Annotated in this window: 13 protein-coding genes; 10 read left to right on the top strand and 3 right to left on the bottom strand. The window is 69.4% G+C overall.

Features of this window, described 5'->3' with window-relative positions; all coding sequences use genetic code 11:
- Nucleotides 1–10 precede the first annotated feature (10 nt).
- A complete protein-coding gene (locus LY625_RS05500) occupies nt 11–736 on the bottom strand; it encodes a DUF481 domain-containing protein (RefSeq protein WP_233738138.1) in 726 nt (241 codons plus the stop codon).
- A gap of 143 nt (nt 737–879) precedes the next feature.
- Between LY625_RS05500 and LY625_RS05495 the strand changes: the two genes are divergently transcribed.
- From LY625_RS05495 to hslU, 10 genes are all read left to right on the top strand, one after another.
- Nucleotides 880–1,209, top strand: coding sequence for a hypothetical protein (locus LY625_RS05495; RefSeq protein WP_233738354.1), 330 nt, complete (start codon nt 880–882; stop codon nt 1,207–1,209).
- A 74-nt stretch (nt 1,210–1,283) separates the two neighbouring features.
- Nucleotides 1,284–3,395 (top strand): prolyl oligopeptidase family serine peptidase, encoded by a 2,112-nt coding sequence (locus LY625_RS05490; RefSeq protein WP_233738137.1) that lies wholly within the window; start codon nt 1,284–1,286, stop codon nt 3,393–3,395.
- Between the two features lie 214 nt (nt 3,396–3,609).
- On the top strand, nt 3,610–5,766 hold the full coding sequence (locus LY625_RS05485) for a S9 family peptidase (protein WP_233738136.1): 2,157 nt from the start codon (nt 3,610–3,612) through the stop codon (nt 5,764–5,766).
- Between the two features lie 19 nt (nt 5,767–5,785).
- Nucleotides 5,786–6,196 (top strand): YbaN family protein, encoded by a 411-nt coding sequence (locus LY625_RS05480; protein WP_233738135.1) that lies wholly within the window; start codon nt 5,786–5,788, stop codon nt 6,194–6,196.
- A gap of 46 nt (nt 6,197–6,242) precedes the next feature.
- Nucleotides 6,243–6,572, top strand: coding sequence for a lipoprotein (locus tag LY625_RS05475; RefSeq protein ID WP_233738134.1), 330 nt, complete (start codon nt 6,243–6,245; stop codon nt 6,570–6,572).
- Nucleotides 6,565–7,455, top strand: coding sequence for a diaminopimelate epimerase (dapF, locus tag LY625_RS05470; RefSeq protein WP_233738133.1), 891 nt, complete (start codon nt 6,565–6,567; stop codon nt 7,453–7,455). Before LY625_RS05475 ends, dapF begins: the two co-directional genes overlap by 8 nt.
- Nucleotides 7,452–8,120, top strand: coding sequence for a DUF484 family protein (locus LY625_RS05465; RefSeq protein WP_233738128.1), 669 nt, complete (start codon nt 7,452–7,454; stop codon nt 8,118–8,120). The genes dapF and LY625_RS05465 overlap by 4 nt, the downstream gene beginning before the upstream one ends.
- Nucleotides 8,121–8,153: 33 nt before the next feature.
- The gene (gene xerC, locus LY625_RS05460; protein WP_233738127.1) at nt 8,154–9,041 is read left to right on the top strand and encodes a tyrosine recombinase XerC; all 888 of its coding nucleotides are present in this window, start codon (nt 8,154–8,156) and stop codon (nt 9,039–9,041) included.
- 135 nt (nt 9,042–9,176) lie between these two features.
- Complete coding sequence (gene hslV / locus LY625_RS05455) at nt 9,177–9,728, top strand: ATP-dependent protease subunit HslV (protein ID WP_233738124.1); 552 nt, start codon at nt 9,177–9,179, stop codon at nt 9,726–9,728.
- A 3-nt stretch (nt 9,729–9,731) separates the two neighbouring features.
- Nucleotides 9,732–11,132 (top strand): ATP-dependent protease ATPase subunit HslU, encoded by a 1,401-nt coding sequence (hslU, locus tag LY625_RS05450; RefSeq protein WP_233738123.1) that lies wholly within the window; start codon nt 9,732–9,734, stop codon nt 11,130–11,132.
- Nucleotides 11,133–11,144: 12 nt separating this feature from the next.
- Here hslU and LY625_RS05445 read toward each other — a convergent pair whose 3' ends face one another.
- Complete coding sequence (locus LY625_RS05445) at nt 11,145–11,543, bottom strand: hypothetical protein (protein WP_233738122.1); 399 nt, start codon at nt 11,541–11,543, stop codon at nt 11,145–11,147.
- Entirely contained in the window at nt 11,522–12,343 is an 822-nt protein-coding gene (locus LY625_RS05440) for a hypothetical protein (RefSeq protein ID WP_233738120.1), read from the bottom strand. Before LY625_RS05440 ends, LY625_RS05445 begins: the two co-directional genes overlap by 22 nt.
- Nucleotides 12,344–12,422: the final 79 nt, after the last annotated feature.

Here is a 12,422-nt window from a genome sequence, read left to right as displayed (position 1 = left end):
GGGGCGCCGCTCAGAACCCGTAGACGACATTGACCGTGGTCAGGGTATCGGTCTTCCGGGTGCCGGGCAGTGCATCGGTGTTGTGGCGCACTTGCAGCCCGGCCTTCAATGCCAGCGCATCGCTCATCCTGACCGCCACTCCCACGTCGTTGCGGGCGAACGTGTTCTCCTGCCCTGCCTCGACCAGCAGCGTGTCGTAGGCCAGCGTCGACGGGTTGAACTGGTGGCTGAATTCCAGTTGGCCGCGGGCGATGGCGCCGTTCTCGTGCACGCGCACGCCCTGCAGTTTGGACCAGCGATAACCCGGGCCGATCTCGAAGCGCAGCTGCGTTGCCTCCTGCTTCACCAGCTCGTGGCTGTAGCCGATCGCGATGGCCGACTGGTACTCGTAGGCGGCGAAGTGGTCGCGTTCGGTGCGCACCGAGCCAGACCATTGCCTGCGGTCATCCATGCGACGGCCGAGCTTGCCGAACGCCTCGTAACGCGATGCGCTTTCGATGCCGTCCTGCTTGCCGTACAGCAACGACAGACCCATCGCGTGTTCCCACAAGGGGTCCTCGCGGGTCAGGCCGAGCTTGCCGTTGAGCGTCTGGCTGTCGGTGTTTCCGCTGGCCAGGGCCAAGCCCAGCTCGCCCTCGCCGTGCCAGCCACGGCCTTCAGTCGCCGGGTTGGCGACGGCAGCAAAGGGCGTGGCGAGCCCCGCGGCGGCGGCAAGGGTCAGGAACGGCAAACGCATCGAGGACTCCGGTGACAAAGAAAACGGCCGAACAGGGCCGGCCGCGGGGCCATTATCCATGCAGGCGGGCGAACGATCACCCGGTCGCAACCGGTGAGATGGCGGGCCCTGAAGCTGTCGCTCCAGTCCCGCGGAGCCCCGCCATGAACCGTTCCGACATCCGCCGCAAAAGCCCGGTCGACGACGTCCTGCGCTTCGCCGTTGCCATCGGCGCCACCCTGGTGGTGCTGATCCCGGCGGCGCGGGGGTATTCCGCGGTGGGCTGGCTGCCGCTGTGGTTGCTGGGCATGCCGCTGTGTGCATGGGCGTGCCTGCGGCTGGCCGCGCGCCTGGATGCTGCCGCCGGTCATGCGGCACCCGCCACGCGGGTTCCGCCACGTCCTGCCGTCTTGCGACGCCTGCCCGCCGCGCAGCCGGCGTACCGCCGGCGACGCGTCCCCACCCGGCGCCGGCGCGACGCCCGCACCGCGTGACTTCGGGCACGGCAGCCGGGGCCCCGGGCTGTGCTAGCGTCCGCGGTTTGAGCCGCACAATCACCGGAGCGCCCATGTCCAAGCTGTCGCAGGCCTGCCAGGCCGCCGTCCTTGCCGCCGGCATCCTTGCCATGGGCGCCGCCGGCGCCCAGGAGGCCACCGTGAACGATCCCCATCTCTGGCTGGAAGAGGTCGAGGGCGCGAAGGCCCTGGACTGGGTCCGCGCCCGCAATGCCGAAGCCGAGGCCGAACTCGCCGCCACGCCGGAATTCCGCCAGCTCGAGGCCGACATCCGCGCCATCCTCGACTCCGACGCCAAGATCCCCGGCGTGCAGAAGATCGGGCAGTACTACTACAACTTCTGGAAGGACGCCCGGCACGAGCGCGGCCTGTGGCGGCGCACCACGCTCGAGGAGTACCGCAAGGACGCGCCAGCCTGGGAAACCGTCCTGGACCTGGATGCGCTCAACGCCGCCGAGGGCGAGAACTGGGTCTGGCACGGCGCCAACTGCCTGGAGCCGGAGTACCGCCGCTGCCTGGTCGCGCTCTCGCGCGGCGGCGCCGACGCCGACGTCACCCGCGAGTTCGACCTGGTCGACAAGGACTGGGTGGAAGGCGGTTTCTTCCGCGAGGAAGCCAAGGGCGGCATGAGCTGGATCGACCAGGACACGGTCTACGTGTTCACCGACTTCGGCGATGGCAGCATGACCGAGTCCGGCTACCCGCGGGTGGTCAGGCAGCTCGCGCGCGGGCAGGCCATGGACGAGGCGGTCACGATCTACGAAGGCCAGGCCGATGACATGTACATCTCCGCCTACCGCGACCTGACCCCGGGGCACGTGCGTGACTTCGTCAGCCGCACCCTGGCCTTCTACAACGACGAGCTTTACCTGCGCCAGGCCGACGGCAGCCTCGAGAAGATCGATGCGCCCAACTCGGCCAACAAGAGCGGCTACCGCGAGTGGCTGACCCTGGAGCTGCGCGAGCCGTACACCGCCGGGGGCACCACCTACCCGGCCGGTAGCCTGATCGCCACGAAGTTCGACGAGTTCATGGACGGCGGGCGCGGGTTCACGGTGCTGTTCGAGCCGACCGAGCGCAGCTCGCTGGCCGGCTACAGCTGGACCCGCAACCACCTGGTGCTCAACGTGCTGGAGGACGTCAAGAACGTCGTCACCGTGCTCACCCCGGGCGAGGGCGAGTGGGCCAGCCGGCCGTTCGGCTCGACCGAGGGGATCGGCACCATCGCGGTGGGCGCCGTCGACCGCGACACCTCCGATGCGGTGTGGGTGACCGAGACCGGCTACCTGACCCCGACCACGCTGTCGATCGCCGACGTTTCCACCGACGCCCCGGCGCAGCCGCTGAAGTCCAACCCGGCCTTCTTCGACGGATCCACGCATGTCGTCGAGCAGCACTTCGCCACCAGCGAGGACGGCACGAAGGTCCCGTACTTCCTGGTCCGTCCGCAGGACATGCAGGCCGACGGCTCCACCCCGACCCTGCTGTACGGCTACGGCGGTTTCGAGATCTCGCTGACCCCCGGCTACAACGCCGCGGCCGGCAAGGCGTGGATGGAGAAGGGCGGCGCCTATGCCGTCGCCAACATCCGTGGCGGTGGCGAGTACGGCCCGCGCTGGCACCAGGCCGCGCTCAAGGCCAACCGGCACAAGGCCTACGAGGACTTCGCCGCGGTGGCGAAGGACCTGGTCGCCACCGGTGTCACCGTTCCGGAGAAGCTCGGCATCCAGGGCGGCAGCAACGGCGGCCTGCTGATGGGCAACATGCTGACCCAGTACCCGGAGCTGTTCGGCGCGATCGTGGTGCAGGTGCCGCTGCTGGACATGCAGCGCTACCACAAGCTGCTGGCCGGCGCCTCGTGGATGGCCGAGTACGGCAACCCCGACAAGCCGGAGGAGTGGGAGTTCATCAGGACCTTCTCCCCGTACCACCTCTACGACCCGGCGAAGGACTACCCGCCGACCCTGTTCACCACCTCCACCCGTGACGACCGCGTCCACCCCGGCCATGCCCGCAAGATGATGGCGGCGATGCTGGAAGGCGGCGAGGACGTGCGCTACTACGAGAACATCGAGGGCGGCCACGGCGGCGCGGCGAACAACCAGCAGGCCGCGCACATGAGTGCGCTGGCGTATACGTTCCTGTGGCAACAGCTCAACGACTGAGAGCGAGAAACGAGTGAAGAGGAGTGAGGAACGAGTAAAGGCGTGAGTTCCCGCGGTTGCGGGGAAGGCGGTGCATGAGTGGAGTGGCGCGAGGGGATGATCGACCAGGACGATGGCGGCGCAGATACTGCCCCGACAGCCTGGATCCCCCTCGTTTCTCACTCCTCTTCACTCGTTCCTCGCTCTTGCCCTTGCCCAACCAAGGCCCCATCCCATGAAGCCCACCCTGCTGCTGGTTGCCGTGATGACCCTTTCCACCCCGACCCTGGCGCAGGAGCTGCCGGCCCCGCCCGACGCCGAGAAGCGCGTGCACACCGTCACCGCGCCGCACGGCGCCGAACGCGCCGACGAGTACTACTGGCTGCGCGACGACGACCGCAAGGATCCGGCGATGCTGGCCTACCTGGAGGCGGAGAACGCGTACGCCGATGCGTACATGGCGCGGCTGAAGCCGGTCGAGGACCGGCTCTACAGGGAGATCGTCGGCCGCATCAAGCAGGACGACAGCTCGGTGCCGTACCGCGAGCGCGGCTGGTGGTACTACAGCCGTTTCGAAACCGGCCAGGACTACCCGGTCTACGCCCGCCGGGAAGGCGCGATGGACGCGCCGGAACAGCTGCTGCTCGACGTCAACGTGATGGCCGCGGGCAAGGACTATTTCAGCGTCGGTGACTGGGAAGTCAGCCAGGACAACCGGCTGCTGGCCTGGGCCGAGGACGACGTCGGTCGCCGCCAGTACGTCATCCGGGTCAAGGACATCGCCACCGGCGAGGTGCTGGACGACGAGATCCGTGGTGTCTCGGCCAACCTCGTCTGGGCCGACGACAACCGCACGCTCTTCTACGTCGAGAACGATCCCGAGACCCTGCTCACCGTGCGGGTGAAGAAGCACGTGCTCGGCACGCCGGCCAGCGACGACGTGCTGGTCTACGAGGAGCACGACGACAGCTTCTACATGGGCATCGGCCGCACGCGCGATGACCGCTTCATCTGCATCGGCGTGGAGAGCACCGTCTCCAGCGAGACCCGCTGCACGCCCGCCGACAACCCCGGCGAGTTTCGCGTACTGGCCGCGCGCGAGCGCGACGTTGAGTACGACGCCGACCACCACGGCGGCCGCTGGGTGATCCGCACCAACGCCCCGGGCCCGGACGGCACGCCCGCGGCCAACTTCAAGCTGATGACCGCGCCCAGCGACGCGACCTCGCGCGCCCAGTGGCAGGAGTGGATCGGCCACGACGAGGACGTGTTCATCGGCGGCTTCGAGCTGTTCGACGGCTTCACCGCCATCGACGAGCGCTCCGGCGGGCTGGAACGCATCCGCCTGCTCAGCGGCGCGCCCGGCCAGGCGGCCGGTGCGGCCGAGTACGTCAAGGCCGACGAGACCGCCTACTCGATGGGCCTGTCGACCAACTCCGAGCCCGACACCGACTGGCTGCGCTACAGCTACACCTCGCTGACCACCCCGGCGACCACCTACGAGCTCAACACCAGGACCGGGGAGCGCCGCACGCTGAAGCAGCAGCCGGTGATCGGCTACGACCCGGACCAGTACACCACCGAGCGGGTCTGGGTCACCGCCCGCGACGGGGTGAAGGTGCCGGTCTCGCTGGTCTACCGCAACGGCTTCCAGAAGGACGGGACCGCGGCCCTGCTGCAGTACGGCTACGGCAGCTACGGCGCCTCGATGGACCCGAGCTTCAACCTGCCGGTGGTCAGCCTGCTCGACCGCGGCATGGTCTACGCCATCGCCCACATCCGCGGTGGCCAGGAGATGGGTCGCAAGTGGTACGACGACGGCAAGCTGATGGCGAAGAAGAACAGTTTCACCGACTTCATCGACGTCACCCGCGGGCTGGTGGAGCAGGGCTACGCCGCCCCCGACCGGGTCGCCGCCTACGGTGGCAGCGCCGGCGGGCTGCTGGTCGGCGCGGTGGCCAACATGGCGCCCGACGACTATGCGGTGATCCTGTCGCAGGTGCCGTTCGTCGACGTGGTCACCACCATGCTGGATGCCTCCATCCCGCTGACCACCAACGAGTACGACCAGTGGGGCAACCCGGAGACCAGTGTCGAGGCCTACGAGTACATGCTCAGCTACTCGCCCTACGACAACCTGGAGGCCAAGGCCTATCCGGCGATGTTCGTCGGCACCGGCCTGTGGGATTCGCAGGTGCAGTACTGGGAGCCGGCCAAGTACGTGGCCCGGCTGCGTGACCTGGACACCTCCGAGGCGCCGGTGCTGTTCCGCACCAACATGGACGCCGGGCACGGCGGCAAGTCCGGCCGTTTCCGCCGCTACCGCGAGCTGGCCGAGATGTACGCCTTCCTGCTCGATCGCCTGGGCGTGGCCGAGCCGGCGACGCCGTAAGCGCCCCTACAATGGCGGGATGTCCGAACTCCCGCCGAATCCGCCGCCCTCGCGCCTGCGGTGGGCCTGGTGGCTGCTCGCCTGGCTGAGCCTGGGCCTGGGCCTGGTGGGCGTGGTTTTGCCCGGGCTGCCCACCGTACCGTTCATCCTGCTGTCGGCGTATGCCGCCGCCCGGGGATCGGAGCGGCTGCATGCCTGGTTGCTGGCGCATCCGCAGTTCGGGCCGATGATCCTCGACTGGCAACGCCACGGTGCTGTTTCGCGCCGGGCCAAGCGGATGGCGGTGGGCCTGATGACGCTGGCCGCGGTGATCATGTTCCTCACCGCGCCACGCTGGTGGATGGCGGCCACCGGCACCGGGATCATGGCTACCGTCGCTGCCTGGCTGTGGCGTCGGCCGGAGCCGCCGGGCGCCCGTTCCGGGAACTGAGCCGCGCGGGGCGCCATCTCCACCATCGCGGGCTTAAACTGCCGCAATGAGACCTGCATCCGCACTGCTGTTGATCGCGCTGCCGCTGGCCCTGGCCGGTTGCGGCAACAAGGGCGCCCTGGTGCTGCCCACCCCGGAGCCGCCGACCGTCGAGGTCGAACCGGAGGGCGGAGTGCCGGTCGAGACCGACGCACCCGATACCCTGCCCGCGCAGATTCCGGGTGGGACGTTGCCCGACCCGACCGAGGCCGATCCGTTGTTGCCGACCGGGGCGGGCGGCTTCGATCCGTTCAATCCCCCGGTCGATCCGGCAACGGTGCCGGTGGATGCAGAAACCGACGCGGATGCCGGCGACAGCGGGAACCGGGATGGCTGAGCCCGCCACCGCGGTGCCTGCGGCCGCAGGCTCCGGGCGCGCGCTGGCCTTCAGCAAGATGCACGGTGCGGGCAACGACTTCGTCGTGCTCGATCGCCGTTGCGGCGCCGTGCCGCCATCACCCGAGCTGTGCCGGGCGATGGCCGACCGCCATACCGGCGTGGGCTGCGACCAGATCCTGACCGTCGAGGATGCCCAGCGTCCCGGCGCGCTGGCCGGGTACCGGATCTGGAACGCCGACGGATCGCCGGCCGGGCAATGCGGCAACGGGGCGCGCTGCGTCGCCGCCTGGGTGCTGCGCGACGTGCGCCGGCGCGGCGATGACGAGCCGCTGCGCTTCCACCTCGACAGCCCCTCTGGCCGGCACGAGGTCGAGGCTTTGGGCAATGGCGGTTTCCGGATCGCCCTGGGGGTGCCGCGTTTCGAGCCGGCGGCGGTGCCGCTGACCGGCTTCGACGCCCCGCGCGAGCGCTACGTCATTGCCGCCGGCGGCTCGATCCTCGAGGTGGGCGCGGTGTCGATGGGCAATCCGCACGCGGTGATCGAGGTCGACGACATCGACAGCGCCGGGCTGGAGGTGATCGGGCCACGGGTGCAGGGTTACCCGGGCTTCCCTGACTCGGCCAACGTCGGCTTCGTCCAGTTGCTGGCGCCGAACCGGATACGGCTGCGGGTCTACGAGCGCGGGGTCGGCGAGACCCTGGCCTGCGGCAGCGGTGCCTGCGCGGCGGTGGCGGTGCTGGTGCGCCGTGGCCGCCTCGCGCGCGAGGCGGCGGTGGAGTTGCCCGGCGGTACCCTGCAGGTGGCCTGGCCGTCCGACGGGGCCCCGATGACCATGGCCGGACCGGCCGAATTCGTGTTCGAAGGAGAATGGGCCGCATGAGCGAGACCACCGACACCCTGGGCGCCCACGAGGTCGCCGCCTGGCTGCGGCGCCACCCGCGGTTCCTGCAGCAGTTTCCCGACCTGGCGCTGACGCTCGAGGTTCCGCGTGAGAACGGCCAGGCCGCCTCGCTGGCGAGCTACCAGCTCGAAGTGCTGCGCGAGAAGAACCGCGAGCTGTCGCGACGCCTGCAGGAATTGTTCGCCAACGCCCAGGAGAACGAGCGCTTGGCGGTGCGGACCCACCAGCTGACCCTGGCGCTGATGCGCCAGGCGAGCGCCGGCGGGGTAGTGCGGGCAATGGCCGCGAGCCTGGCCGAGGATTTCGCCGGCGACCGCGTGCGCATCGTCCTGTTCGAGCCGGTGCAGGGCCTGGAAAGTGCCCACTGGCTGAAAGTGGTGGCGCCCGACGCCGCCGGCCTGAAGCCGTTCCGCGACTGCCTCGCCGACGGCGAGCCGCTGTGTGGCCGCCTGCAGCCGGACAAGCACGCCTTCCTGTACGGCGAGGATGCCGACCAGGTCCAGTCCAGCGCGCTGCTCCCGCTGCCCGGCGTCGGCCTGGTCGCGGTCGGCAGCATCGATCCCAACCGCTTCTTCCCCGGCATGGGCACGCTGTTCCTGCGGATGATGGCCGAGGCCTTCGCCACCGCCCTGTCCCGCCCGTAACGTCGTTCCCGCGCACGCGGGAACCCACCCCGGATGCCCACCCCCGACCACTACCTCCAGCATCTGTCCGTCGAGCGACGCCTGTCGGCGAATACCCTCGACGGCTACCGTCGCGACCTGGCGGCGCTGGTGCAGTGGGCCGAAGGCGAGGGGTACGCACTGGAGTCGCTGGACGCCAACGCGATCCGCGCCTTCATCGCCGCCGGGCACCGCGCCGGGCTGTCGCCCACGAGCCTGCAGCGGCGCCTGTCCGCCTGCCGTGGGTTCTACGCCTGGATGCTGCGGCAGGGTGTGGTGGCGGCGAACCCGGCGGCCGGCGTGCGTGGTCCGAAGGCCGCGCGCAGGCTGCCGCAGGTGCTTGATCCCGACGAAGCCCAGGTGCTGGTCGAGGTCCCAACCGATGCGCCGCTGGGCCTGCGCGACCGTGCATTGCTGGAGCTGTTCTATTCCTCCGGGCTGCGCCTGTCGGAGCTGTGCGGCCTGCACTGGCGCGACCTCGACCTGGCCGACGGCCTGGTCACCGTGATGGGCAAGGGCAGCCGCCAGCGCAGCGTCCCGCTCGGCTCCCACGCCCGCAACGCGCTGGCCGACTGGCGTCGGTCCACCGGCGCCGGCGCGGCGGACCCGGTGTTCCCGGGCCGCAACGGCCCGATCACCCCGCGCGCGGTGCAGCTGCGGGTCCGCAAGCTGGCCCGGCAGCAGGGCCTGTTCAAGCGCGTCCACCCGCACCTGCTGCGGCACAGCTTCGCCAGCCACATCCTGGAATCCTCCGGCGACCTGCGCGGCGTCCAGGAACTGCTCGGCCACGCCGACATCGCCACCACGCAGATCTATACGCATCTGGACTTCCAGCATCTGGCGGGGGTGTATGACGCGGCGCATCCGCGGGCGCGGAGGCGAGGAACGAGTGAAGAGGAGTGAGAAACGAGTAAAAGCCCGGTGCGCCTGCTTTTGCCCTTACTCGTTTCTCACTCCTCTTCACTCGTTCCTCGGCTCTTGCCTCCCGCCGATCCACCCCCACACAAGGGGGAGTCAGCCCGCTGCCGAAGCCTCCCCATGGATCCCAGCCAGAACCCGAACGTCTTCCACGCCACCACCATCGTCTCGGTACGCCGGGGCGGCCACGTTGCCGTCGCCGGCGACGGGCAGGTGACGCTGGGCAACACGGTCATGAAGTCCAATGCGCGCAAGATCCGGCGCCTGGGGCGCGACAACCAGGTGATCGCCGGTTTTGCCGGCGCCGCGGCCGATGCCTTCACGCTGTTCGAGCTGTTCGAGGCCAAGCTGGAGAAGCACGGCCAGCTCACCCGCGCCGCAGTGGAGATGGCCAAGGACTGGCGCACCGAGCGCCGCCTCGGGAAGCTCGAGGCCCTGCTGGCGGTGGCCGACCGCGAGACCTCGCTGGTCATCAGTGGCACCGGAGACGTGATCGAGCCTGACGACGGAATCATCGCCATTGGTTCGGGCGGCATGTACGCCCTGTCCGCGGCCCGGGCGCTGATGGCGCACACCGACCTGGATGCGAAGACCATGGCCACCGAGGCGATCCGCATCGCCGGCGAGGTCTGCATCTACACCAACGGCAATGTCGTAGTCGAAGAAATCTGACCCATGTCCAATACCAACACCCCCGCCACCATGACCCCGCGCGAGATCGTCCAGGCGCTCGACAGCCACATCGTCGGCCAGCACGACGCCAAGCGCGCGGTCGCCATCGCCCTGCGCAACCGCTGGCGCCGCAGCCTGCTCGCCGAGGACCTGCGCAACGAGGTGATGCCCAAGAACATCCTGATGATCGGCCCCACCGGGGTGGGCAAGACCGAGATCGCGCGGCGCCTGGCGAGCCTGGCCAACGCGCCGTTCGTGAAGGTCGAGGCGACCCGTTTCACCGAGGTGGGTTACGTCGGCAAGGACGTCGAGCAGATCATCCGCGACCTGGCCGACACCGCGGTCAAGATGTTCCGCGAGCAGGCCAAGCAGCGCGTGCGCACCCGGGCCGAGGAGCGCGCCGAGGACCGGATCCTCGACGCGCTGCTGCCGGCCCGCGAGAAGCAACCGACCGGCTTCGGCTTCGGCTCGTCGGGCCAGGCCACCACGACCATCGACATCGGTGCCGAGCCCTCGGCGCAGGAATCGGAAACCCGCACCAAGCTGCGCCGCCAGCTGCGGGCCGGCGAGCTGGACGAGCGCGAGATCGACATCGAGACCACGATGAACGTGGGAGTCGACATCATGGCCCCGCCGGGCATGGAGGAGATGGGCCAGCAGCTGCGGCAGATGTTCTCGCAGATGGCCGGCGCCAAGACCCACAAGAAGACGCTGAAGATCAAGGCTGCCCGCCCGATGCTGATCGAAGAGGAAGCCGGCCGGCTGGTCAACGAGGACGAGGTCCGCGAGCAGGCGATCGAGGCCTGCGAGCAGCACGGCATCGTGTTCCTGGACGAGATCGACAAGGTTGCCAAGCGCAGCGAGGCCGGCATGAGCGGCGGCGACGTCAGCCGCGAGGGCGTGCAGCGCGACCTGCTGCCGTTGGTCGAAGGCTCCACGGTCAGCACCAAGTACGGTTCGGTGAAAACCGACCACATCCTGTTCATCGCCTCCGGTGCCTTCCACTTGGCCAAGCCATCGGACCTGATCCCGGAGCTGCAGGGCCGGTTCCCGATCCGGGTGGAGCTCGACTCGCTGGACAAGGCCGACTTCATCCGCATCCTCACCGAACCAAGGGCGGCGCTCACCACCCAGTACGTCGAGCTGCTGAAGACCGAGGGTGTGTCGCTGGAGTTCAGCGCCGACGCGATCGAGCGCATCGCCGAGATCGCCGCGACGGTCAACGAACGCCAGGAGAACATCGGCGCCCGCCGGCTGCACACCGTGCTCGAGCGCCTGCTGGATACGGTCAGCTACGAGGCCCCGGACCGCGGCGGCCAGTCGGTCGCCATCGACCGCGCCTATGTCGACGAGCACCTGGGCGAGCTGGTGCAGGATCCGGACCTGAGCCGCTACATCCTGTAGCGGCGGGCGCAGCTACTCGCGGAACAGCGGCTCCAGGCTGGCGCGCGAGAGCGGGACGAAGCGGTACTCGCGTCCGTCCAGCCGCAGTTCGACCTCGTAGTCTTGCGGGCTGTCCCACAGCGGCTGCCCGATGGCGGCCCGGTCGCCGCTGGCGCGGTGGAACACGTGCACCTGCAGCGGGCGGGCGCCGGCCGGGCGGTCCAGCGCGAGGAAGGCGAGGATCGCCGCGTGCTGCTCCTGCGGGTCGCCCGCAGCCGTCACCGCGCGCCAGGCATCCCTATGGCGCTCCTCGGAACTCGTCTGTTCACCGTTCATCGGGGTACCGCTGCAGGCCGGCAGGATGCTGGAGCATGCCACCAGCAGCCCGGCCAACACCAACCCGCGCGGGGTCAGTCGAGGTTCTCGATCCATGTCTCGAGCAGGTCCAGGTGGCGCTCGCGAACGTCCATGCCGGTGTGCATGATGCTGTCGGTGTCCTTCGCGGCCTCGGGGCCGGCACTGCCGTTGTATTCGTCGGGCAGGCCGATCATGTGGCCGAACTCATGGGCGGCGCCGACCTGCGGGTCAGTGGCGCCCTTGTTGACCGGCTTCACGTCCTCGCTGTCGAACACGCCCTTGTTCTGGCTGGGAATCACGTAGCTCTGGCTGAAGCCGCCGTCCTCGATGCGGATGATGTCGACGGACCAGTTCTCCTGGCCGTCGAGCCGCTCGAGCACGCCACCGAACAGGCCGCTGCGCCGCTCGTTGATGTCCAGGTTGATCGACAACTCGACTTCCTGGCCATCATCGGTGGTGATGGCATGGCCGTCCCAGGACTCCAGTACCACCTGCTTGTAGTCCTCGATGAACTGCTGCTTCTCGTCGGCGGTCCAGTCGAGGCCGTCCTCGCCATCGACGAAGTTGAAGTCGATGCTCATGTCCAGTTCAAGCGCGTAGGTGCCGTCCGGGTTGCGGTACAGCTGCAGGTCGTAGGCATCGCGCACGCCGCCGGCGGTGACGCTGTCCTCGGAGGCGACCAGTTCGCGCCCGCCGGTTTCACGACCCGGGCCGGCGCTGGCGCGGTCGGCTGCCGCCAGCATGCGCGAGACGCCGTCCGCCACCGAGGTGCGGTCGGCGGCGGTCGCCAGCCCGTCACGAAGGGGCGCCGCCTCCGGCTGCCAGGCCAGGCCGGCCAGGGTGGAAGCATTGATCTCGTTGCCGATGCCGAACATGTGCGCGTCCCGGTGGTTCGAGGGAAGGCCAGTGTCGTCACGCCGCAGGCGGCGCGCCAACTGGGGCGTACCCTTGGCG

Origin of the sequence: Lysobacter sp. GX 14042, assembly GCF_021390425.1 — a bacterium.
Classification (GTDB): domain Bacteria; phylum Pseudomonadota; class Gammaproteobacteria; order Xanthomonadales; family Xanthomonadaceae; genus Novilysobacter.
Note: the sequence above shows the minus strand (reverse complement) of the source record. Positions and strands in the feature narration are given on the sequence as shown.